This window comes from Endozoicomonas sp. (assembly GCF_031844845.1).
Lineage (GTDB): Bacteria > Pseudomonadota > Gammaproteobacteria > Pseudomonadales > Endozoicomonadaceae > Endozoicomonas.
The window spans coordinates 48,582-70,622 of record NZ_JAVRMB020000128.1 but is presented as its reverse complement, the minus strand read 5'-3'; the positions used below and the strand labels follow the sequence as shown (position 1 = coordinate 70,622).

Genomic DNA, 22,041 nt, shown 5'->3' with positions numbered 1-22,041 from the left:
GCGGAAACCGCACTTCAGGGTATTCGTGATAACAAGTTCTGGATTGCACCCATGACGGACAAAATCCGTGTTGCGATTCAAGAGCGTACTGATAATCTGCTCAATGGTGTGAACCCTACACCACCAAACGTCATCTAGTATTTTTTACCTCCAGGTGAAACCTTTTCCCCTCGTTCCCGTGCTCTGCGTGGGAGCGAGGCTATGGTTTTGACAGGTATAAATCGGTATGTAAGAGCTTTGCGACAAACGAGGCTGCCCGAAGGTTTGAGGCAACCTCGGGGCAAGGGAAGCAGTCATTGAAGTGGCACGATTAACAATAATTGTGATTATTAATTATTCAGGTTAATTTATCGCTTTTGAAAAAGAGGTTTAAATCGTTGACTGTCCAGACAATTGGCCGCCGTGAACGTAAGAAGCTGGCGGTAAGGGAAAAAATCAGTGAGGAAACCATTGCACTGATCCGGCGACAGGGTGTTAACGGAGCAACGGTTGAGGCCATTTGTGAAAGGGCAGATATTGCAAAAAAAACCTTCTACAACTACTACGGCTCAAGACATGAGTTAATAATTGAAATCTGTGATTCAAAGGTGCTGATTCTTAATCAGGAGCTGGTAGAGGGAGCCCTGGAATCGGGCCAATCACTTGAAGAACAGCTGACGTTTATGTTTGCGCAGATGAAGCAGAATTACACCCATGCTGATCATTTTGAAAAAGAGCTGATTGACTATATGGTTTGTAACTTTCCAAACCATCGTAGTCAGGGAGTCAATCAACTTAATTTTATGAACAAGTGGTATACCCGGCTGTATCAGCACAATGTGGAGCGGCTGAAACCTTCACTGACGCCTGATTTTTGTGCAGAGGTTACGGTTGCCCTGGTCAATGGCCTGACCCTGAACTGGCTGAATGATGAACAGTACGATATTGAAGGCCGGCTGGATAAATTGAACCGCTATCTTATCGACAGTTTCCTGCTGGAGTCTGTCAGTTTTGCCTGATACTGCCTGGAGTGCATTGCACTCCACTTCCTCTTAGGAACCATCACTAAATAACTTCCCGATTTGAATTTCGAACAGGGTCCGAGTTAAATAGCGAAATTATTTCAGCACAACTCAAAAGTGGAATTATCTTGCCGTTCCTGATCGCGTGATGGATTAGGATGTTATTTAATTACAAATCCTTAATATTTCAGACGCTCTGGAACTTTTTCCGCAAAGATGTTATCCAATCGTTCAGATATCTGGACTTGGTTTTCCTGATATTAATGCAAGGGTGGAAAACTGCACGAAGGTACTCCTATGCATGTAAGCACTCCTTTTAAGCAGAAAAGGTGCTTTCACTAATTCACTGAGATAGGTGGTAACGCAATGAATGAGCAGGAAGAGCGACTGATAACAGCGATAAAGACTGGAAATACCGAGCAGGTTCGTCAATTACTGGCATCAGGGTCAGCTATCAATATAAATGTTCAGGATGAAAACTCTGTGCCGTCTGGTTTAACGCCATTGCATTATGCGATTGAATACGGTCAGCTGGATAGTTTCAATGCACTGCTGAAAAATGGGGCTGATCTATTTATTCCCCACGCAGACGGACTCACAGCATACACCTGCTCACAATTCAAAGCGGGAAAGCGTTCAGGAAATGATGCTTTCACAGTAATAGCCGATGATTCACAGGGGCAGAATTTATCAGATATTATCAGTACATGGACAGGTAAAGTCCTGTCTGATACGGCACAAAAAGAACTGGCTTCCTTAACTCAAGTTGGTGAGCAGTCAGGTTCAAAAAGGATTCATTCCGGATTGCATGAATTGCATGAATTGCATGAATTGCGTAACGTGTTTGAATCCAAGTTAGAGACAATACCCGCTTCCGATTTATTTTCGTGCAAGCTGCCAGGGAAGGTAGTTGATGCTTTGGAAAAAATGGAAATAACTCCGTCAGGTATATTGCAAGAGAGATTTTCGTCAGCCTTATCGACTTACTGCAAAAACGATCAGACAGTAAAAGATAGTGTACCGTTATTCGATGCAGTGAAAGTTGAAGATATAATTCGAGCCAGGCAGCTACTGAAATCTGGCGCGAATCCGAATATTCAGGAATGTCAGCCGACTTTAGGTAGCAATACCCCATTATATTATGCCGGTGAAAATGGAAGTGAAGAGATGGTTGATCTTCTCAAGGAATTTGGGGCTAATCCGTCTATTTCCCTGCCTGATGGTCAAAATCCTTTGAGTGCAGCGGCTGCAAATGGGTACTTAGCCGTTATTGATCAACTTTCTTGCAGTAAAACAGGTAAAGTCAGCGCGGATGCTGCTCTACACCGCCTTGCCTGTTTTGAAGGAGATGCCAGGGTGGCAATTGAAATTGCAGACAAACTTTGGAACCTTGAACCAAATCTTAACGTTGGATATTCCGTTCCCGAAGTAACGCCCTTGCTGATGGCTACACAACATGGACATCCCGAAATGGCTGACTGGTTAATACAAAAAGGGTCTAATGTTATTACCAATACTAATGGTTATACCCCATTAGACTATGCAGTGAATGGGCTATATGCAGGACTGACGGTTATTTTGTTGAAAGGTTATAACAAGTCTCTTGTCAGGGGGGATGCGGACAAGAATGTACCTGTAAATGAGTCAGTATCCGTGGGTTCGCGATCGGATACTGGTACTCCAGTATCTTATATTGCTTCTGAAGCATTGAAGCAATCATTGGAAAAGTTTTTACCCAGAATGGAGAATAGTAAGCTCATACCCTTTTTGGAAGCTCTGAAAACACTGATACAAAAAGATCCGGATAACGACCAAAATAGTAAGGAGCATGGCGTCTGTTCTTCGTTTGATGCCTGTTTGAAAAACCTCGACGATATGTCTCAATCCCTAAAGACAACAGAGAATCTCAGCAAAGAAGTGTCTGTTACCAATATCGGAACTGCGGTATCCCATTTTTTACCGTCAATAGCTAATACTAATACTTCGGTCGATGCTTTGCCGGTCGGTCAGCGTGAGGTTGCCGTTCACGGCGAAGTAGCTGGAAATAATCATGATGGTGTCGTGGTTGCAGCGCCAATGGCGAACGTGCCGTTAGGCAATCTATTCAATCCAGGCAGTATTTAATTATCTATGAACTTGTTCCCACGGTTTCCCCCGAGGGAATACATACGTAACTTGACTTATTGGTCAGAGCGATCTGATTGATAGTTTTCTGGTAGAGCCTGCTGCCAGTTGATGCAATAGGTGTGTATAACGCTCCTATTGCATCAGGTTTATAGCGTGCTACACAGGCATTGTTACTTGAACACCCAATCCCGGCCTGCAGTTATTTAATGTGATGGTGCCATGATGCAATCCTGCCACCGCTTTGGCGAAGGAAAGTCCCAGGCCTAACCCGCCATCTGTCCGACTTTTATCAACACGATACAAACGCTCGAATACCCGTTTTTTATCTTCATCAGGGATGCCAGGCCCGTTATCTTCCACTTTCAGCCAAGCCAGACTTTGAGTCCTGTCGAGACCACAGCTGAGTGTGATTTTGCTTCCGGGAGGACAGTAGCGTAGCGAATTTTCAATCAGGTTTGCGACCTGCTGAATAAGCAACTCCCGGTCACCCTGCATTAAGATTGGCGATTGTTCTTTATTGACCAACAGTTGCATTTGGGCATCTTCTGCCACATCACTGTAAATTTCCGCCACCGTATCCACGACCTGAATTAGATCTATTGAGGTAAAGCGGCTTCTGCGTGCGCCAGCCTCAATTTGAGTGATTCGCAGCAGTGCATCAAAAATTGATGTCAGCCGTTGTGAATCCTCCAGTGCGTTGTCCAGCTCCCTGAAGAAGGCGTCACTTTGTCCTGCTGCCGATTGATCTGCTTCATCCCTCAGCGTAAGGAGGTTATGACGTAATCGTGTAATGGGGGTTTTCAGCTCATGGGCGATATTGGCTGAAATATCCCGCATGGCCGTGACCGAACCCTCAAGCCGTGAAAGCATTTCATCAATGGATACTGAAATTCGTGCCAGATCGTTGTACGTGTGTTGTTCATCCGTTCGTGCTGAAAGGTTGCCTTCAGCTGCAGCGTTTAATACCGACTCAATTCGTGAGATCCGTTTCTGACTGTGCCGGCTTAAGGCCATAACAATCACCGTGGTCAATATTGATACCAGAATGCCTGCCAGAATAAAGCCGGAGGTCAGAATAGCCAGAATCTCATCGTCTTCGATTGGGTCATCATCAATATCGCTGAAGTCACTGTTTTGCTCCTTAACCAGCTCCCGGGACTCTTTGACAATTTCACGGTTCTGCTTGCCCAGTTCATAATCAACATACAAAAAGGTTACCGAAGCCATGAGAAAAAGGCTGATCAACGATACCGCTCCAAACATTAAGCCCTGCTGAATAGCAGAGCTTTTGAGCCATGTTGGAAGTTGATCGGGCAGGCGCTTCCAAATTTGCAGTACCCGGGAGCGCATTCCCGGGAAAGTGGGTAGCTGGAATTTCATGGACAGGTGCCAGCTATGGCTTTACGTTCCAGCTTGTAACCGGCACCACGAACGGTTTGAATCAGCGTATCGCCAAATGGTTTTTCCAGCTTGTTTCTCAGACGACTGATATGTGTTTCCACGACGCTGGTCTGAGGATCAAAATGTATGTCCCAGACATGTTCCAAAAGCATGGTGCGGGTAATCACCCGCCCAGGATGACGCAGGAAGAGTTCAAGAATACGAAACTCTTTGGGCTGTAAATCCAATGTCTGTCCCTGGCGTGTTGCGGTGTGTTGAAACAGGTTTATCACCACATCGTCGTAAGCCAGTTCTGGTTTGGTTTCGGTTGATTTCAGAGCCTGCCGGCGGGACAGTGCGATAATCCTCGCCAATAACTCGGAAAACGCGAAGGGCTTGGTCAGGTAGTCATCGCCACCAGCCTCCAGACCTTCAACACGGTCATCGACCCCGCCCATAGAGGTAAGAAACAGAATAGGTGTTACCACCTGAGCGGCCCGTAATGCCTTTACCAGGGAGAGGCCATCAAGCCCGGGCAGCATGCGATCGACAACCGCTACATCATATTGCTCCGTCATACAGAGTGTCAGGGCGTGTCGACCATTGTCGATCACTTCTACCTGGTGGCCGGCTTCCCGAAGCCCTTTTTCTATAAAACTGCTGAGGCTTGCATCATCCTCTACCAGCAATACCCGCATGGCAGTACTCTCTTTTATGCAAAGCATCACTGCGGCTCAGGCCGCAACGATTGGGTTATTGGGCTCTTGAGGGGCTGCCGGTTCTGCAACATCACTGTTCTGAGTTTTATATTGCTGCCATTTAGCTATGATTACTGCTGCCACGCCCGCGAACAGGCAGGCACCCAGCATTACCAGCCCCATCATGAAAAACAGGGAGAAAGATATCACGCCGGTCACTTCTTTCAGACCATTTTTGCGGATATTTTTGACTAACGTTTTAGCCCGAAACCAAAGGTTATGTTTCTTTTGCGACTCACTCATTTTACTCTCCAGGGGAGCCCGGTGCTGGCTCCCGAATATCGCCGGAATAAATTGCGTTATGAATTACTGACAGGGGATATTGCATTGATCCGGGTTTCAATGCGCTGGCCGCTGGCATTCAGAAGTTCTACCTCGTATGACAGGCTATTGTGGTCGTCATCTATTTCAACGCTCCAGGCCTTGCCGTTAAACGCTGCCTCAGATTGTTTTACCGCTTGCTCAAGGGACAGGTATTTACCGCTGTTTATGCCGGATAACAACAGTGCATTTTCCAGCTGATCATCATGGTCGTCGTCATGGTTGCTACGGTTTTTCGTCAGAATGACCTTTCCGGTTTGAGCATCAATAACCGTGCGGATCTCTTCGCCGTTTTTACCCGTCAGTTCAATTTCATAAAGCGCCTGACCCATCTCTACATCCCGCTCCGCTTCCAGCGGTACACCACCCGTGTTGTTTTTTGCGATCTCTATGGCCTGAAGAAGCGATACCGCATCTTCATTAAGTGATTTGGGTGCATCATCCGCATTGGCTGTCCCCATGGTCATCATTGCGCCCATACCGAGCATGATAGACAGTACAGCAGGTTTGAAAATGGTGGATTTTTTCATGGTGGTTTCCCCGTAACTGGTGTTTACCTGACAAGGACGCTCCCTGTCGATGTGGCCACTTTACCCGGGGAGGTTTTCAGGGAGATTTCCGAAACTATACATTTTTGTAAGGTTTCATCTGACCGCTGGCTGGTGATATAGCAAGGCTTTTCCGGACACTTTTTTACGCTGCCCTGGCAAGTTGAAGTGGTAATAGTTTTTTTGAGACAGCCGTCATGAATGGCTCAAAAGGCAATAAATTTCATATTGCACAGTGCCAGAAGCTGGATAAAATGAGGGATGCTGGCAGGTTTGACCGCTACTCAGTCAGCCGAAATCCAGACGGTAAGTTTGAAATATATGGGCATAACGATACTGGCAAAAGTCCACCAGCGAGGTTCAGAAACACAGGCCAACATGACACGGGCAGCCCTGCATGCAGCATTTAACTTTGGCACCAAAAGTGACTATGACCACACCCGCATGGGAGAAAAACGCTTTCATCTCAACCAGAACCCGGTTTCACTCACCAAGAAAAACACCGCAGCAGAACGCAGCACCGTTCGAGTACTAACCCATGAGGAACTGTATGAACTGTGGCACAACTTACCCGAAGCGCCCTGGGTAGGTCTGATCGGGGTTCAAATGATCCGTTTCTTAATAGCAACGGCAGGGCAACGCCCCAAACAACGGCTAACCGCAAAATGGCAAGACTATGATCTACATCGCCGCTGCGTCACCATTATGAACCACAAACGTAATGGTAAATCTCTGCCACATGTAGTTCCTCTAACGCCAAAAGCCATCAGCATACTGGAAGAAGTCAGAACCTATACGAGTGGATACCCATGGCCTTTTACCGTGTCGCATGAAGCTCACCTCAACCCTAATAGCCTGACAAAAATTCTAGCCCGCTGGTATGAATATCGTTTACAACAGCATCAAAACAGCCCCACCGCTTTTACAAAGCCAGATAGATTCAGGACCCCGCCATGCTCCAGAAGGTCATTGATATGATCAACCGGGAAGACTGGGCAATCATGGGTTCTGATGTCAAAGGCGACATCTACGAGGGTCTGCTGGAAAAGAACGCCGAAGACACCAAATCCGGTGCAGGGCAATACTTTACCCCCCGCGCCCTGATCAACGCCATGGTGCAATGTGTGCAACCGCAACCGGGCAAAACCATTGCCGACCCCGCCTGCGGAACCGGTGGATTCTTCCTCTCGGCCTATGACTATCTGGTGAAACATAACCCCCGAATGGACAAGGTTCAGAAAAAGACTCTGAAACACGACACCTTCCACGGTAATGAGATTGTCGCCAACACCCGCCGACTCTGCCTGATGAATATGTTCCTGCACAACATCGGCGAAATCGACGGCGAACCCTCAGTACTCTCCACCGATGCCCTGATCAGCGACAGTGGTCTGCGGGTAGATTACGTGCTGGCCAACCCGCCTTTCGGCAAAAAAAGCAGCATCACCGTCACTAACCAGGAAGGCGAGCAGGAAAAAGAAGACTTTGTCTACAACCGGCAGGACTTCTGGGCCACCACCTCCAACAAACAGCTGAACTTTGTCCAGCATATCCGCACCCTGCTGAAAACCATCGGACAAGCCGCCGTGGTCGTGCCCGACAACGTCCTGTTTGAAGGCGGAGCCGGTGAAACCGTACGCAAAAGCCTGCTGAAACAGACCGAATTGCACACCATCTTACGACTACCGACGGGTATCTTCTACGCCAATGGCGTCAAGGCAAACGTATTGTTCTTCGACAACAAACCCGCCAGCAAAGAAGCATGGACAAAAGAGATCTGGTTCTACGACTACCGAACCAACATCCACCACACCCTCAAGAAAAAGCCCCTGCGACTGGAAGACCTGCAGGACTTTATCAACTGCTACCAGCCCAACAACCGCCACGACCGCACCGAAACCTGGAACACAGAAGCGGTAGATGACAAAAGCCCCGAAGGCCGCTGGCGCAAATACAGCTACGAAGATATTATCAAACGGGATAAAACCAGCCTCGATATTTTCTGGCTAAAAGACAAATCGCTGGTGGACCTCGACAACCTGCCCGACCCAGAGGACTTGGCAGCAGACATCATCGAAAACATGGAAGCGGGGCTGGATAGCTTCCGCACTATTGCGGCAGCGTTGGCAGTGCCTCTTCAGAGTTAACCCTTTAAAAGGCAGGCTATTGCCTGCCTTCTTGTCGTCAGCATTTATTACTACAGAAAAATAATACTTTTTGACCAAAAGAAGTAGTGGGCTTATATGATAGATTTAACAAAGAATCCCGATCAACTGGCTCGAATTGGGCTCATCTCTCTAGAGAAATATAATGTTTTACGGATGAAATCAGACTGGCTACCTAATGCTTTATTGGAATTAAACAGCAAAATACACATCCTTAAAACAGCAAATATTGCATCTCCTGAAGACTTGGATGAACTTGAGCAAAACATTCAAAGTTATTTGCTGGCCAGCCACACCATACACAATAAAGCAAGGCACACTCTCCTACCCGCAAAAATTTCAAATGAAGATCGGCTGTTATCACTTAAGGATGGTGGTGAGGTGGAAGAGATTTTTGTTTCACCAAATAGTGACAACAAATTTGATCCCGTAACAGCCCTTTTTGATGAAGATCATCGGACTATCCTCGTGTTAATCGGTATTGGAGCCTATGGTCTGGCTGATCTTTCTGAAAGAAATAATGCATATAGATTGATCAATTTTTGCTTTAACAATTTCAGCGAGTTATTGATTAGAAAATCTATAGTCAAAAGGAAGGGCGAAAGTTCACCTGAGAGTTATCAGGAAGCCAAGGAAACCATACAAGAAATTAGCCAGATAATATGGTCACATCAAACGAGAAGAAAGAGCGATATTACTACAAAGGGTAAAATGGTAGATATTCTGATTGATGTCATTCAGCAACTTCAGATGCTAGATGAGTGGCCTGATAATAGCTTAACAAAGCAGGAAAAAACTGAAAAACTCAGTAGCTTCAAGAAATTAAGATTTCCTGACAAAAAATATATACAGCGTACATGGCTCAGTCATGCTCCTGATAAAGCCTCCCGCAGGGGCAGGCCATCGAGAGAAAAGCAAAATGGTGAGGATGAAACTATCCGAGGTGAGGTTTCAAAAGAAATTTTAAATATGCGATAGCATGCTATCACAGTTTTTTGAGCAAAAATGAGACGTTATGATGAATCATAATAATCAATGAAAGGAGGGATTATTATGATTTATACGGAAAAAGAGCACAAAAGCAGCCCATCAAACGAGCGTTGGATCAAGCTTCCAGAAGTTAGTCACCTGACTACATACAGCCGTAGTACGATCTATCGCCTTGTATCAGAAGGTGTATTCCCAAAGGGGGTCAAACTCTCTCCACGAGCAATTGTTTGGAAACTCTCTGATGTCCATTCATGGATGATTGATAAAGAACAACAAGCCGCAAATACCGAGGAGGTATAATCATGTTTTTTAACTCATCAAAAATTAAAACCCAAGCCCTACACCATCTTAAGGGTATGGATAGAGATCACTTTCTTGGACGTGTGATGCTCACATTTTTTACACCTTCCCTAAAACCAATTAGTGAGAAAGAACTGAATTGGTCGAGCCACTTTATCAAGAGAAATATTATTCATGTGTCTCCAGAAGAAATAAAAACTCAAGAGCCAAAATTCTTGAACGCCTACGCACATTCGGCAGATCCATTTTATGGAATGAAACCCAGCTTGTTAATGAAGGCGTTATATGATGCGCGTACACATGAATATGATCATCACTATAAACATGTAGGTTTAGCATTACACCTTATGAAGGAAATTAATGCACTAACCATATCTGATCACCATTTTCATAAATTTTACGATCATTTCAAAATGTATGGAGGAATACATAGTGTTTTTGATCTGATTGCTGCCTTGCTTGAATATTCTGGTCACGGGGAAGGTGAGGACTTCTCATATCGCTTCCAGCCAGACCCATCTGCTTTTTTAGAAGACTGATATAAGGCCAGTTTAAACTGGCCAATTCTTCACATTATTCAGCTTATAAGGATTTAAGCATGAAATGTAACCTGAATGAAGCTAAACGCTTCTTATCTCTATTTGCTCCTGAAGAGCACTCACATACTTTTCAGATTTTCGATGATACAGATGATAATGATGGTTCAAAAGCCAGAACTATCAATGGACACATAGATGAACTTTTTGAACAGTTTCAATTTTTCAATCAGCAACGGATTGGGATTTTCTTCACCGTTAATCAAACAGATGGTAAGAGACGAACAAAGGATAATATCAGAAAGGTGCGAGCACTTTTCTTGGATATGGACGGTGCTCCATTGGAACCGGTTTTAGCTAAAGGTGTAAAACCCCATGCGCTCATTGAGTCTAGTCCCGGACGCTATCATGTTTACTGGGGGGTGGATGACTGTCCTCTGGAAAAATTCAAGCCTGTTCAAAAAGCATTAATCGCTAAGTTTAACGGAGATCCATCGGTTAATGACCTGCCTCGGGTTATGCGACTTCCTGGATTTAACCATCATAAATATGAGCCATTCCTGACTCGGATTATGGAGATAAATCATGAGTTGCCACCTTATCAACTGGATGATCTTATCTCCGGCCTTGGTCTTGACCTTTCGAAGCCTGAAAAGGTGTCAACAGCACCAGTTGATCCAAACCTGCCCTTGGCTGATGGTTATCGGACTGAAACTTTGACTCGGCTGATTGGTCAATGGATAAGGATGGGGATGAACAATCGGACAATCCTCAACGGTTTACAAGCCTGGAACAATAAGAATGTAGAGCGATTACCATATGATAAATTGAAAAAAACCTTAAAGAGTATACGAAAGCTGGATAATGAAAAACTTGCTGAAAATGAACCCTTGATCTGTGAGTTGAATAGCCGTTACTCCGTGGCTCCAGTGGGTGGAAAAACTGTGATCATTGATCATGACTCAAACCAGCCATTCGCATGCATGGGCTTTGAAGATTTTAAAAAACTTTATATCAGTCGCCCGCGAATAGATAAGCAAACCGCTCCTGATTATTGGTTAACCCATCCAAGGCGCCGGCAATATGAGGAGGTTGTCTTTCAGCCGGGCGCCCCTGCCAATGATGAGATTTATAACCTGTGGAAAGGTTTTACCTGTGAACCTGCGGAGGGGGACTGTTCGCTCTATCTTGCCCATATCCGGGACAATATTTGTAATGGTGACAGTGTCGCCTATCAATACTTGCTGGACTGGATGGCACATACCATTCAAAAACCTGCTGAATTACCCGGCGTAGCCATTGTACTAATGGGAAAGCAGGGAACTGGAAAAGGGGTTTACGTTAATGAATTTGGCAGAATCTTTGGTAATCACTTCAAACAGGTGTCATCAAGTGAGCAACTGCTTGGCCGCTTTAATTCATTACTGGCGGATAGTCTTTTGATCTTTCTGGATGAAGCCTTATGGGGGGGCGAAAAAAAGCTCGAAGGCGCACTGAAAACCCTGATAACAGAGAATCGTCGTATGGTCGAATTCAAACATAAAGATATGGTGGCCATGGATAACTATAACCGGATCATTATGGCCACCAATAACGATTGGGCCATACCGGCTGGGCCAGATGAGCGCCGTTATTTAGTGCTTCCCGTCAGTAGCCAGCACATGCAGGATACGACCTATTTTCAGGCCATTACTGAGCAGATGAACACCGGTGGGCGGGCAGCATTGCTGAAAACATTGCTGGAACGGGATATTTCCAAAACCAACATCCGCATCGCACCAAAAACCAGAGCATTACTGCGCCAGAAAGAGGAAAGTTTCTCACCCGTTGAAGCATGGTGGTACGGGAGACTTCAGGAAGGGCAGATTCTTGATACTCCTGATAATTGGGTCAATGAAATCGACAAACGGGCTCTATACCACAATTTTCAGGAGCACATGGATGACCGCTACACCAAGGAAAATAGCTTTCATCCCCGTCTTAAACGCTTAGTACCGACAATCCGTGAGGAAAGGCCGTTAAATGAGTTTGGTCGTCGAACACGAGTGCTCAAGCTACCGCCCCTGAAGGAGTGCCGTTCGAACTTCGAAGCCCATTTGAACCAGAAAGTGGATTGGGAGGAATACTAACCAACAAAATGACCAAAAAACCCCGGGACTGTCCAAGTTACCGGGTTTTTTTATGCTTTCCACTTTTTTATTCCTTCCAGCCACATACTCATATAAAAATATATTTCTATTACTATCTTCTTTTTAATAAATAACCTGGACACTTGGACTCAAAAACTTACAAAAAATTTCCACATCCCCGAATGCTGGCCTTTTATACGTGGCAAGGTCTGGGAGGTAATCCTGCAAGCACCCAGCTCCCCCGAAAGGTGGTTTGTAAGAAACATAAGATGGGGCGCACCGCTTGAACCTACTGAAAAGCCCTTATCAATAGTAACCGTAGAGTCTGGCCAACCGATCCACAACGCCTACCCTTTCCGGCACACTGTCACTACTGCGGTAAAGCTCCAATAACATCTCAGCCAACTGCCCCCGGCAACTGCGCTGCCGATCCCGCTCCGTCTGCTGCCGTACACGCAACTCCGCTATGACCGCCGGATGACTCAGAAGCTTGCCACCCGTAGCATGTGGATTGACCGTTTTATACCCCGCCTTCACCACCGCTTCCGCCAGGGTGGGCTGGATCAGGTATTCATCGACAAAGGCTGACTGCCGCTGGTTTAGTTTCATGAGTGCCTCCCTGCCCTTAATCCCTAGAAAAACCTCAACTTTTTACTATTTTACTGGTTTGAAATTCAAATGTAAGCGGGTAATAGATTCAAATAAATCAAGGTTTTCAACGGGTTGATTGCCGCTTAACCGTACGCGAGCCATTCTGACCATTTGATCTGATTCTGAACTTTATTACCTGTTGAGACTCTAAACTGTGATGGAATCCGATTGGCCCAAAGCGGCTTCCATCAAGAATAAGACGAATATATATTACCAAGGGATTAACCAAAGATGATGCTCTCTCCATATTTTGAGTCAGCCATCAGCGCAGCTGGTGCGCCTATGCTGACTGAAGTCTTTATCTGGACACTGATTGTGGTTCTCATTGCTTCAATTTTCCTTAAAAAAACCGGTAGATTAAACGCCTTCACACTATATGCTCCCACCTTGCTGACCTCCCTTGGCATGCTGGGCACCTTTATTGGTATTGTTGCAGGCCTGTTGGAATTTGATCCCGCCAATATTGATGGCAGCATTGAGCTACTGCTAGCTGGCTTGAAAACCGCATTTATCACCAGTCTGGTTGGGATGCTGTTTTCTATCTTCTTTAAAGGCCTTTCAGCCACCGGGCTTATCAACAGTAAACGGCAAGCAAAACAGCCTGCTGAAGCTATTACCACAGGCCATCTTTACGAGGTAATGCAGCAGCAGGTTGATGCCATTAAGGATTTGAAAAAGTCTATTGGTGGGGATAATGAGAACTCACTGGTTGGGCAGTTTAAGTTGATGCGTTCAGATATTATGGATGGTCAGCGAAATACCGAGCGAGCCCTTAAATTTGCTAACGAGCACCTTCAAAGCCTCAGCGAAACCGCCCACCAGCAACAAAAGAATTTTGCCGATTTTGAACAGCGATTGGTAATCAAACTTCAGGAGTTTGCCGAGATGCTGTCCGAGTCAGCGACCAAGCAAGTGATTGAAGCATTAGAAGATGTCATAAAGGATTTTAATAATAAACTGACTGAGCAGTTTGGGGAGAATTTTAAACAGCTGAATGCTGCTGTTCTGGAGCTGGTCACCTGGCAGGAGAACTATAAGCAACAGCTCAGTGATATGAAAGCCCAATATGATCAAGGCGTTATCGCTATTGAGAAAACAGAGGGTTCAGTTGCCAGTATTGCCGAGAACACAGGCATCATCCCGATAGCCATGTCAGATCTTACACAGGTAATGGAAGTCAACCAGCACCAAATTGAAGAACTGGCCCGACATTTAGACGCTTTTGCTGAAACCAGAGATAAAGCAGTTGAGGCTATTCCCGAAATACAGCAACAAATTACCCATGTACTAGAAGGGGCAAGACAAGCCAGTGACACGATGGCTAAAGGAGTATTGGATAGCACAGAAACGCTTACACAAGGGATTGCAGGCAGTACTCAATCGTTAACAGATTCCATTGCCGGTGGTGTCTCAACCATGTCTGAAACTGTTTCCGGTAGTACTGAGTTATTGAAAACCTCCATTGCTGGCAGTACGCAGAAGTTAGAAGCAGGTATTTTGCAAAGCACAGGTTCATTAGTAACCGCTGTTACAGCAAGTGGCAACACGTTGAAGGATAAGGTTTCTGAAAGTGCAGAATCATTAAAAAACGCCCTGAAACAAAGTTCAGACAACATGGCTGCGGGAGTGAATAGCTCTTCTTCTGATTTAGTCAGTGCGGTTAAAGGTAGTTCCGACAAAATAGCCGAGGGGATTAACTCCAGTATTACTGACTTGATGGAAGCGGTTAAAAACAGTGCGGGGAACATGACCAGTGAAGTGACTACCAGTACAACAGAGCTAGTCAGTGCTGTTAAGAGCAGTTCCGAGACCATGGCAGCAGGGATTAATACCAGCGCGACAGACTTTCTTAGCACAATGAAAGACAGCACTGAGAACATGACAGAAGGAGTGAATGGCAGTGCCAAGGAGTTAGTTAGTGCGGTTAAAAATAGTGCTGAACACATGGTTGCTGGTGTTACTAAATCTTCCGATCACTTGGCCCAATCAGTTGTCGTCAGTGCGGATAATTTGCAAGAAAGAGTCACAAAAAGTGCAGAGAGTTATCAAGCAGCCATTAATGAATCAAGTAAGGCTCTCACTGAACTCACGGGAAATATGTCTGATTACGCAGGCAATATTAATCGAACACTTACTGAATCAACAAACAAAATCAGGGAAGAGAACTCAGAATTGATCAAGCAGTTGCAGACCGGTAACCAAGAGCTTTTAAATGGTTTCCAGCTAACGAAATCGGAGATCGATCAGTTACAAAAGCAACTGGTAAAATCTATTAATGAAGCTGCTCAAGTACAAATTGGAGAATCGCAAAAAGTATTAACTGCTCTGGAGAAAAACATTGAGGACACTGTGAATAAAGCATTAGAGGAAACAGCAAAAGTCATCAAAGGTGAAATAACGGACATCAGCAATGCTACTGCACAACACTGCAATAACGTACTTCAGCAAATGGCTGATGACTTGGTATCAATAACTGGAAAATTCACATCTGATTACAAAAGCTTGGTAGGAGAAATGGATGGTGTGATTCGCTACTGGAAAAACAAGCAGTAACCAGGAACTAAAAAATGAATAATTATCATGATGAACAAGAAGAGAATCACTGGTTATCTGTATCTGATTTAATGTCAGGACTGATGATGGTCTTTCTCTTTATCTCCGTTGCTCTGATGCGAAGCGCTTTTCTTGAAAGAGATAAAATTCGGGAAATTGCTGTTGCCTATCAGGAGAATCAGGTAGCTATCTATCAGGCTCTGCAAACTGAGTTTGAAAACGACCTGCCCAAATGGCATGCAACTATTGATGAGGACACTTTGACCTTTACCTTTCAATCACCAGATGTGTTATTCAAAAATGGTGAAATTGAACTGAGCGACCAATATCAGTCATTGCTTTCAAATTTCTTCCCCAGATATATGAAAGTGCTGACGCCATTTAAAAGCTCCATTAACGAAATCCGCATTGAAGGACACACCAGTAGCATTTGGAATCAATACTCCAGCAAACAGGCTGCGTATTTCAAAAATATGGAACTCTCTCAGGGACGAACTCGCTCAGTACTCGACTATGTCTACAACATCCCCAGCAGCAAGCCCTACCGGCCATGGATAAAAGCCAATATTGCTGCTGTAGGACTCTCATCATCCAAACCCATTCTGGATAAGCGTGGGCAAGAAAATCAGGCTCAGTCACGACGTGTCAGCTTCCGGGTCATTACCAACTCAGATATCCAGATCAAACGCATTCTGGGAGAAAGTGAATGAGCCAGCCAATGAATATTCAAGTTAATCTCTCCGACTTGCGTGCAGCAGCCGAGCAAATGGGGGCGGAAAAACGGCGGCATGACTTGGGGGCTGGGGATGATACAGCCATTCAACTTGAACGCGCCGAAGGTATTGAAATAAGCCTTGCTGACCTTGAAACCAGAGAAGGCCTGTTGCACTACAAGGACATGCAAGTCGTTCTGTTCATACCCGATCATAGCCGACGACAGGGCTTCTTTGAAAAAGCAGTTGACGACGGCTCAAAAGGGAACAAATATCACATTGGGCAATGCCAAAAACTGGATGAAATGAAGAGGAATAATAGATTAGAGCGTTACTCAATCAGTCGAAATCCCGACGGGCAATTTGAAATATATGGTTTTGATCGTAGTGGTGAGCAGATAAAGGACGTTGTCGAACTCAACGTGTGCCAGTATTGTCTTTCACTACTTAATTATAAAGGTGCTGCTGAATCATCAAGACGACGATGGGAAGTTGTGGGGGAGTTCGATATTAACGAGTTTTTTGCTAGTCACAGCTCTCTATTCAAATATCTTCCCGGAAACATAAGCCAACGCGATATTGGCTATACCAAGGACTGGGAAGAGATTTCAGCCAAAACCAGAAAACGAGCCAACTACATATGCAAAAGCTGTAAGGTAAAACTCTCTGATAATAAGAATCTTCTGCACACCCACCACATCAATGGCGTAAAAAGTGACAACTCGCACAATAACCTTGAAGTACTTTGTGCCGACTGCCACCGTAGACAGCCTTGTCACCAATGCATGCACGTTTCTCACTCAGATATTCAATTGATCAACCGGCTAAGACGAGAACAGGGCATCATTACAAGTAACTTAAGCTGGGATGATGTATTTAGATATGCTGATCCAGCAATCCATGGTCCGCTTAGTCATGCCCGCAGTCAGGGATATGCGCCACCGATGGTGAGCTTCGAATTATCTGACAGTCAAGCGAACGTTATAGGGGAATTAGGAGCAGCCTGGCCAGATAGGATGTATGGGATCTACATTAACAACCCACCGTCAAAACTGCATGGCTGGGTATTCCATAGCATTCTTGAGGCTCTCGAATACTTTAATGGGTAATGTCAGCTATATTCTCTGACACCAGTTGACTCAATGCCCAATAAGAGAGGTACCAATGCTCAGAAACAGCACCGGCGGATCAAGCAAATTGCTTACGTCCCCCCTTACGCCCCCCTCGCCACCAGAAACAAAAAAGCCCGAAGCATTCACTAACGCTTCGGGCCTTGAAATATATGGCGCTCCCAGGTGGATTCGAACCACCGACCTGCCCCTTAGGAGGGGGCCGCTCTATCCAGCTGAGCCATGGGAGCCTGCTGACTACGGCCTTGGGATACCAAGGCATATGCATAATCCGAGCGATTCGAAGCGTACTTCATTCACAAAGGATGATCAAGCCTTGGATTTTCAGGTTTTTTTTGACGAATATTTCGCGGAATAGCTTATGGGCTATCTTTCTCAGGAAAGACTATTTCAAGCTGACGCTCAAAGGCCAGCATTTTATCGGCGAGGCGTTCACTGTTAACCATTAACTGGCCGTCAAGATAAGCTTGGCGTAACCGGCTGACTTTGTCTTCAGTGGTGTTGATAACAAAGCTGATTCTCTTCTCGGAGCCTTCTAACTTCTCACTTGACTCTCGATGATTCTTAACCATGTTCACTCCTTGAACGGTAAAAAAAAATAACATGTTGTGGTGACGAGTCGGAAATATTGTCACCTCTCGGGCAACCTGTCTACCCATCATTTGCATAGTTTTAGTACTCAAGTTTCATACCAATTCTACCCTTTGCTTTGCTTTCATAATGTTAGCAAAAAAAGCACGCTTAAATTTTTTTTTACTCTCTGTGACGCTGCACCAGAATATGCCGATGGATACACTTCAGTGTCATTGAGTTAGCAAAATCACATGGGAACAAGGTAGAATAATTTACCAGGAGAGTTCAGATTTTGCTGATCTCGGAATTGCTGTAAACCGCTTATCGCGATATAAGATAAACGTTAATCGTCACCCCATTCAGTAGGCAGTAGGGAATAAACGTGGTTAAGTCACTACAGGCTCTGTTGACATAAAGCCTCGTTAAAAATCAATTAAGGAATCAAGCGTGTGAATCATTCTCCTGCGACTATCGTTCAATCAGTAGTCGTAACGATGCTGATGCTGTTACCCGTTCTGGCGACCAGCTCAGAGCCCATCTCCTATGATGATCCGCTGGAACGCTGGAACCGCAAGGTGTTCAAGTTTAATGACACTGTGGATACTTACGCCCTGAAGCCGGTAGCCAAAACCTATAACTACGTTACCCCAAACCCGGTACAAACACTGGTCAGTAACTTTTTCAGCAACCTGGGTGAATTCCGTAATATTACCAGTGCCGGCATCCAGCTCAAAGGACAGGACGCACTGGTTTCATCAGAACGCCTGCTCATCAACTCTACCGCAGGCATTCTCGGTTTGATTGATGTAGCAACAGCCATGGGTCTTGATAAACGCTACAGTGACTTCGGGCTGGCCTTTGCTCACTGGGGAGCCCCTTCAGGCCCTTATCTGGTGCTGCCCATGTTTGGTCCGGGTACAGTGCGATCCGGAGCCGGTCTGGTTCCCGATGCATTAACCAACCCGGTGACCTGGCATAAACCTGAGCGTGACCGCTGGATTGTCGGTGGCATTGATATCATCAATAGCCGCGCCCGGCTTCTGGATGCGGAAGAACTGATCCTCGGCGACCGCTACACCTTTATCCGGGATACTTATTTACAAAGACGGGAATATTTAATCACAGGCCAGCAACCTGAAGATGATTTTTAAAGAAACCAATAAGATAGACAACCAGCAAAAAATAGCTGTAGCCTTCAACAGCAATTAATCAAAGCAAACACATTAACTTGCCAAGACTCCCGCTTGCAGCCAAGCCAGGTTGGGAGTACTTTTCCTTTAATTGTACATTTTAATGTGGTTTTTTATCCGAATGTATCGGGCTCAGGCAGGTTCTTATCATCTCTTTACTTTGCAGGTGTATCCATGACCGGCAGTACCATTCTGGTCATCGATGATGACACCATTGTACGCGAAAGCATTGTTACCTATCTAAAGGGAAGTGGCTTTAAAGCCCTTGAAGCTGAGAATGGCCAGCAGGGTCTCCATATTTTTCGTGAACACCGACCTGACTTAATTCTGTGTGACTTGCGTATGCCGATAATGGATGGCCTGACCATGCTAAGTCAGGTTCGCAGTGAGACCAGCGATATTCCATTTATTGTAGTTTCTGGCGCTGGCGTCATGACCGATGTCGTTGAAGCCCTGCATCTCGGCGCCAGTGATTTTCTGGTTAAACCCATCGTTGATCTGGAAGTCCTGGAATACGCCATCAACCGGGCTCTGGAAAAAGCGCAGTTACTCATGGAAAACAAGCGTTATCGCGCCAGCCTTGAAAAAGCGAACAACTCACTGAAAAGCAGCCTGACATTGCTAGAGGAAGACCAGAAAGCCGGACGTCAGGTGCAGATGAATATGCTCCCCGGGCAACCATTGGAATTCCAGGGTTTCAAGGTTGACCACAACATTATCCCCTCGCTGTATTTGAGTGGTGACTTTGTTGATTATTTTACCCTGAATGATCACAGTTTTGCTTTTTACCTGGCGGATGTTTCGGGGCACGGAGCTTCTTCTGCGTTTGTGACGGTCCTGTTAAAACACATGTCCATTAGCCTGCTCCAGGACTACCACGCCCATGGCGGTAAAATCCGGGTTAAGCCTTCACATGTTCTGAATTATATTAACCTCAGTCTGCTGAAAACCGGTCTGGGCAAGCACGTCACAGTCTTTGGAGGCATCGTTAACACTCGGGATCAAACGTTAACGTATTCTTTTGGTGGACACTTCCCATTACCCATCATTGCACAGGGAAAGGAAGTTCGCTTTCTCGAAGGTAAAGGCCTTCCCGTTGGCTTATTTGAAGATGCCGTGTATGAAGACGCCATTATAGACTTGCCTCAGCAATTCAGCTTAACTATCCTATCGGACGGTATTCTTGAGGTTTTGCCCCAGAAAAGCCTCAAAGAAAAGGAAGATTATTTACTATCGGTTATCAGAGAAGGAGCCGACACGGTAGCAGCACTGACAGAGAAACTGGGGCTTGATGGTAATCAGGAAGCACCTGATGATATTGCCATGCTGATACTGGCTCGAAACTGATCATGAATCCTGGAAAAATACAGTTTGCCGAAAGTGAGGGTACTTACGTACTCAAACTGATCGGAGAAGTGCGACTTACCCTGTGTTCCAGCCTGGAGACTTTCCTTCAGGCCATGTTTGAGGAACCAGAGTTTCGCTCTGTTATTGTTGACCTGTCTGAAGCAGAAACCATTGACAGCACTTCACTTGGCCTGCTTGCCAAACTGTCCATTATGGCCAGAAAGCAGATAAACCAGCGCCCTGTTCTACTATCTCCACAACCTGACATTACCCGAATTCTGATGAGCATGGGTTTTGAGCGGATTTTCGTTATTGTTGAAGATGATGGAAACCATACGAATGACTATCGGGAAATTGAGTGTAGCGACAGTTGTGAGGAATCCACTCATGCCCGCGTACTTGATGCCCATAGAGTTCTAATGAGCCTGAATGAGAATAATCGTATAGCCTTCTGCGATCTGGTCAAACAACTGGAGCACTGCAGGCAGCCGGAGACTACTTGATGACACTCAATCGGCAAACGTCTAAACAGGGAAAAATGACTCAATTTACGATACCCGGTGAGAAGCATTGTTGTTGATTATATTTTGTTCTACAACAACGAGAGATTGCATTCACACCTGGATTAAATGAGTCCGGTGGATTTTGAATAACAGGAATTGAGAACAGCGGCTTAACTTGTGTCCATTTTTACTTGACCACTACAAGCCACGATAGTTCGATAAGACAGTTGTTTTGCTCTCAACCCGGCATCAAATAAATACACAATTACATGTAAAATTTTCAACCCATTGATTTCACTGGTCGGCGTAGAGAGATTCGAACTCCCGACCCTTTCGTCCCGAACGAAATACGCTACCAGCACTACACGCTGAAGCCATTGCTATTCTAGACATGCAGAGAAACCTGTCAATGTGACAAGAGAAAAGTCAGTGAAACTTTACAAGGAGAAATAAGAAAGGAAAGTTGGTCGGGGTAGAGAGATTCGAACTCCCGACATCCTGCTCCCAAAGCAGGCGCGCTACCAGACTGCGCTATACCCCGTTAAACGACAGCTATCATATTGTTTTTGACTGATAAGTCAACAGCCAGAGTATAAATAATGACTATTTTTTATACTTATCGGCTAAAAGGCGCTGATAGAGTTTAGCCATTGGCTGGTCAAACAGAACGAATACTACCTTGTGGGGGAACCCATGATCACTTAACCACTGCCACACCTCATTCAAGGCAATACTGGCGGCTTCCTGATGTGGATAACCATAAACACCGCAACTGATGGCGGGAAAAGCTATGGACTCCAGTTGTCTGTTTGATACTTCCTCAAGGGCATTACGGTAACAGGAACGAAGCAGGTCAGGTTCACCTGCACTTCCACCCTGCCAGATAGGGCCGACCGCATGCAAGATATACTTTGAAGAGAGGTGAAATGCAGGAGTTACCCGCACCTCACCGGTTGGACAGCCACCGATTTCCCGGCAGGCGGCCAGAAGCTCAGGTCCCGCAGCGCGATGAATAGCTCCATCGACGCCACCTCCGCCCAGCAGACCACTGTTTGCCGCATTGACAATAGCATCCACAGCCATTTTGGTAATGTCGCCCTGGATGATGTCAATGCGCTCTTTCATG

At 45.5% G+C, this 22,041-nt stretch carries 20 protein-coding genes, 3 tRNA genes and 1 pseudogene; 14 read left to right on the top strand and 10 right to left on the bottom strand.

All coding sequences use genetic code 11. The features are described from left to right. The first annotated feature begins 377 nt into the window (after positions 1 to 377). Both RM811_RS06485 and RM811_RS06480 read left to right on the top strand, forming a co-directional pair. A complete protein-coding gene (locus RM811_RS06485) occupies positions 378 to 998 on the top strand; it encodes a TetR/AcrR family transcriptional regulator (protein WP_402522029.1) in 621 nt (206 codons plus the stop codon). A gap of 369 nt (positions 999 to 1,367) precedes the next feature. Further along, positions 1,368 to 3,125 (top strand): ankyrin repeat domain-containing protein, encoded by a 1,758-nt coding sequence (locus tag RM811_RS06480; protein WP_402522027.1) that lies wholly within the window; start codon positions 1,368 to 1,370, stop codon positions 3,123 to 3,125. A gap of 159 nt (positions 3,126 to 3,284) precedes the next feature. Here RM811_RS06480 and RM811_RS06475 read toward each other — a convergent pair whose 3' ends face one another. From RM811_RS06475 to RM811_RS06460, 4 genes are read right to left on the bottom strand one after another with little or no spacing between them, the layout of a single operon-like run. After that, a complete protein-coding gene (locus tag RM811_RS06475; RefSeq protein WP_402522025.1) occupies positions 3,285 to 4,508 on the bottom strand; it encodes a sensor histidine kinase in 1,224 nt (407 codons plus the stop codon). Beyond that, positions 4,505 to 5,233, bottom strand: a complete 729-nt coding sequence (locus RM811_RS06470) for a response regulator transcription factor (protein WP_402522023.1) — start codon at positions 5,231 to 5,233, stop codon at positions 4,505 to 4,507. Before RM811_RS06470 ends, RM811_RS06475 begins: the two co-directional genes overlap by 4 nt. 9 nt (positions 5,234 to 5,242) lie before the next feature. Next, on the bottom strand, positions 5,243 to 5,509 hold the full coding sequence (locus RM811_RS06465; protein ID WP_402522020.1) for a hypothetical protein: 267 nt from the start codon (positions 5,507 to 5,509) through the stop codon (positions 5,243 to 5,245). A gap of 56 nt (positions 5,510 to 5,565) precedes the next feature. Then, entirely contained in the window at positions 5,566 to 6,117 is a 552-nt protein-coding gene (locus RM811_RS06460) for a PepSY domain-containing protein (RefSeq protein WP_402522018.1), read from the bottom strand. Positions 6,118 to 6,396: 279 nt separating this feature from the next. Here RM811_RS06460 and RM811_RS06455 point away from each other — a divergent pair, with 279 nt between their 5' ends. The 6 genes and pseudogenes from RM811_RS06455 to RM811_RS06430 all read left to right on the top strand — a co-directional run bounded on the left by RM811_RS06455 (position 6,397) and on the right by RM811_RS06430 (position 12,255). Continuing rightward, a complete protein-coding gene (locus RM811_RS06455; protein ID WP_402522015.1) occupies positions 6,397 to 7,113 on the top strand; it encodes a hypothetical protein in 717 nt (238 codons plus the stop codon). After that, positions 7,089 to 8,009, top strand: a pseudogene (locus RM811_RS06450) (class I SAM-dependent DNA methyltransferase); the annotation flags it as partial. The gene RM811_RS06455 and the pseudogene RM811_RS06450, both read left to right, overlap by 25 nt. 369 nt (positions 8,010 to 8,378) lie before the next feature. Beyond that, a complete protein-coding gene (locus RM811_RS06445; RefSeq protein WP_402522013.1) occupies positions 8,379 to 9,278 on the top strand; it encodes a hypothetical protein in 900 nt (299 codons plus the stop codon). Between the two features lie 75 nt (positions 9,279 to 9,353). Continuing rightward, positions 9,354 to 9,590 carry a helix-turn-helix transcriptional regulator gene (locus RM811_RS06440; RefSeq protein WP_402522011.1) on the top strand — a complete coding sequence of 79 codons (237 nt, stop codon included), beginning with the start codon at positions 9,354 to 9,356 and terminating at the stop codon, positions 9,588 to 9,590. 2 nt (positions 9,591 to 9,592) lie between these two features. Continuing rightward, entirely contained in the window at positions 9,593 to 10,129 is a 537-nt protein-coding gene (locus RM811_RS06435) for a hypothetical protein (protein ID WP_402522009.1), read from the top strand. Between the two features lie 59 nt (positions 10,130 to 10,188). Next, entirely contained in the window at positions 10,189 to 12,255 is a 2,067-nt protein-coding gene (locus RM811_RS06430; RefSeq protein WP_402522007.1) for a DUF5906 domain-containing protein, read from the top strand. Positions 12,256 to 12,561: 306 nt separating this feature from the next. Here the strand turns inward: RM811_RS06430 and RM811_RS06425 are convergent, their stop codons facing one another. Then, positions 12,562 to 12,864: a terminase small subunit gene (locus tag RM811_RS06425; RefSeq protein WP_402522005.1), complete on the bottom strand. Its 303-nt coding sequence runs from the start codon at positions 12,862 to 12,864 to the stop codon at positions 12,562 to 12,564. 273 nt (positions 12,865 to 13,137) lie between these two features. On the opposite strand from RM811_RS06425, the gene RM811_RS06420 reads away from it, so the two are divergent. The 3 genes from RM811_RS06420 to RM811_RS06410 are packed head-to-tail and all read left to right on the top strand — an operon-like array spanning position 13,138 to position 17,281. Next, positions 13,138 to 15,459 carry a hypothetical protein gene (locus RM811_RS06420; protein WP_402522002.1) on the top strand — a complete coding sequence of 774 codons (2,322 nt, stop codon included), beginning with the start codon at positions 13,138 to 13,140 and terminating at the stop codon, positions 15,457 to 15,459. A 14-nt stretch (positions 15,460 to 15,473) separates the two neighbouring features. After that, entirely contained in the window at positions 15,474 to 16,169 is a 696-nt protein-coding gene (locus tag RM811_RS06415) for a flagellar motor protein MotB (protein ID WP_402522001.1), read from the top strand. Then, positions 16,166 to 17,281 (top strand): HNH endonuclease, encoded by a 1,116-nt coding sequence (locus RM811_RS06410; RefSeq protein ID WP_402521999.1) that lies wholly within the window; start codon positions 16,166 to 16,168, stop codon positions 17,279 to 17,281. The genes RM811_RS06415 and RM811_RS06410 overlap by 4 nt, the downstream gene beginning before the upstream one ends. A 174-nt stretch (positions 17,282 to 17,455) precedes the next feature. On the opposite strand, the gene RM811_RS06405 is transcribed toward RM811_RS06410, so the two are convergent. Beyond that, positions 17,456 to 17,532, bottom strand: a tRNA-Arg gene (locus RM811_RS06405). Positions 17,533 to 17,661: 129 nt separating this feature from the next. Beyond that, positions 17,662 to 17,874, bottom strand: a complete 213-nt coding sequence (locus RM811_RS06400; RefSeq protein WP_402521997.1) for a flagellar biosynthesis anti-sigma factor FlgM — start codon at positions 17,872 to 17,874, stop codon at positions 17,662 to 17,664. 450 nt (positions 17,875 to 18,324) lie between these two features. On the opposite strand from RM811_RS06400, the gene RM811_RS06395 reads away from it, so the two are divergent. The 3 genes from RM811_RS06395 (at position 18,325) to RM811_RS06385 (ending at position 20,915) form a co-directional block, all read left to right on the top strand. Further along, positions 18,325 to 19,026 (top strand): VacJ family lipoprotein, encoded by a 702-nt coding sequence (locus RM811_RS06395; RefSeq protein WP_402521994.1) that lies wholly within the window; start codon positions 18,325 to 18,327, stop codon positions 19,024 to 19,026. A gap of 213 nt (positions 19,027 to 19,239) precedes the next feature. Next, entirely contained in the window at positions 19,240 to 20,412 is a 1,173-nt protein-coding gene (locus tag RM811_RS06390) for a SpoIIE family protein phosphatase (RefSeq protein WP_402521992.1), read from the top strand. Between the two features lie 2 nt (positions 20,413 to 20,414). Further along, a complete protein-coding gene (locus RM811_RS06385) occupies positions 20,415 to 20,915 on the top strand; it encodes an STAS domain-containing protein (protein WP_402521990.1) in 501 nt (166 codons plus the stop codon). A 298-nt stretch (positions 20,916 to 21,213) separates the two neighbouring features. Here the strand turns inward: RM811_RS06385 and RM811_RS06380 are convergent. From RM811_RS06380 to RM811_RS06370, 3 genes are all read right to left on the bottom strand, one after another. Then, positions 21,214 to 21,286: transfer RNA gene (locus RM811_RS06380), tRNA-Pro, on the bottom strand. A 93-nt stretch (positions 21,287 to 21,379) separates the two neighbouring features. Next, positions 21,380 to 21,456: transfer RNA gene (locus RM811_RS06375), tRNA-Pro, on the bottom strand. Positions 21,457 to 21,518: 62 nt separating this feature from the next. Then, positions 21,519 to 22,040: an O-acetyl-ADP-ribose deacetylase gene (locus RM811_RS06370; protein ID WP_402521988.1), complete on the bottom strand. Its 522-nt coding sequence runs from the start codon at positions 22,038 to 22,040 to the stop codon at positions 21,519 to 21,521. Between the last annotated feature and the right edge of the window lies 1 nt (position 22,041).

Excerpts from the sequence above, each read along its gene's own strand:
- RM811_RS06480 (WP_402522027.1), top strand. The coding sequence starts at position 1,368 with ATGAATGAGCAGGAAGAGCGACTGATAACAGCGATAAAGACTGGAAAT.
- RM811_RS06475 (WP_402522025.1), bottom strand. The coding sequence starts at position 4,508 with ATGAAATTCCAGCTACCCACTTTCCCGGGAATGCGCTCCCGGGTACTG.
- RM811_RS06470 (WP_402522023.1), bottom strand. The coding sequence starts at position 5,233 with ATGCTTTGCATAAAAGAGAGTACTGCCATGCGGGTATTGCTGGTAGAG.
- RM811_RS06465 (WP_402522020.1), bottom strand. The coding sequence starts at position 5,509 with ATGAGTGAGTCGCAAAAGAAACATAACCTTTGGTTTCGGGCTAAAACG.
- RM811_RS06460 (WP_402522018.1), bottom strand. The coding sequence starts at position 6,117 with ATGAAAAAATCCACCATTTTCAAACCTGCTGTACTGTCTATCATGCTC.
- RM811_RS06455 (WP_402522015.1), top strand. The coding sequence starts at position 6,397 with ATGCTGGCAGGTTTGACCGCTACTCAGTCAGCCGAAATCCAGACGGTA.
- RM811_RS06445 (WP_402522013.1), top strand. The coding sequence starts at position 8,379 with ATGATAGATTTAACAAAGAATCCCGATCAACTGGCTCGAATTGGGCTC.
- RM811_RS06440 (WP_402522011.1), top strand. The coding sequence starts at position 9,354 with ATGATTTATACGGAAAAAGAGCACAAAAGCAGCCCATCAAACGAGCGT.
- RM811_RS06435 (WP_402522009.1), top strand. The coding sequence starts at position 9,593 with ATGTTTTTTAACTCATCAAAAATTAAAACCCAAGCCCTACACCATCTT.
- RM811_RS06430 (WP_402522007.1), top strand. The coding sequence starts at position 10,189 with ATGAAATGTAACCTGAATGAAGCTAAACGCTTCTTATCTCTATTTGCT.
- RM811_RS06425 (WP_402522005.1), bottom strand. The coding sequence starts at position 12,864 with ATGAAACTAAACCAGCGGCAGTCAGCCTTTGTCGATGAATACCTGATC.
- RM811_RS06420 (WP_402522002.1), top strand. The coding sequence starts at position 13,138 with ATGATGCTCTCTCCATATTTTGAGTCAGCCATCAGCGCAGCTGGTGCG.
- RM811_RS06415 (WP_402522001.1), top strand. The coding sequence starts at position 15,474 with ATGAATAATTATCATGATGAACAAGAAGAGAATCACTGGTTATCTGTA.
- RM811_RS06410 (WP_402521999.1), top strand. The coding sequence starts at position 16,166 with ATGAGCCAGCCAATGAATATTCAAGTTAATCTCTCCGACTTGCGTGCA.
- RM811_RS06400 (WP_402521997.1), bottom strand. The coding sequence starts at position 17,874 with ATGGTTAAGAATCATCGAGAGTCAAGTGAGAAGTTAGAAGGCTCCGAG.
- RM811_RS06390 (WP_402521992.1), top strand. The coding sequence starts at position 19,240 with ATGACCGGCAGTACCATTCTGGTCATCGATGATGACACCATTGTACGC.
- RM811_RS06385 (WP_402521990.1), top strand. The coding sequence starts at position 20,415 with ATGAATCCTGGAAAAATACAGTTTGCCGAAAGTGAGGGTACTTACGTA.
- RM811_RS06370 (WP_402521988.1), bottom strand. The coding sequence starts at position 22,040 with ATGAAAGAGCGCATTGACATCATCCAGGGCGACATTACCAAAATGGCT.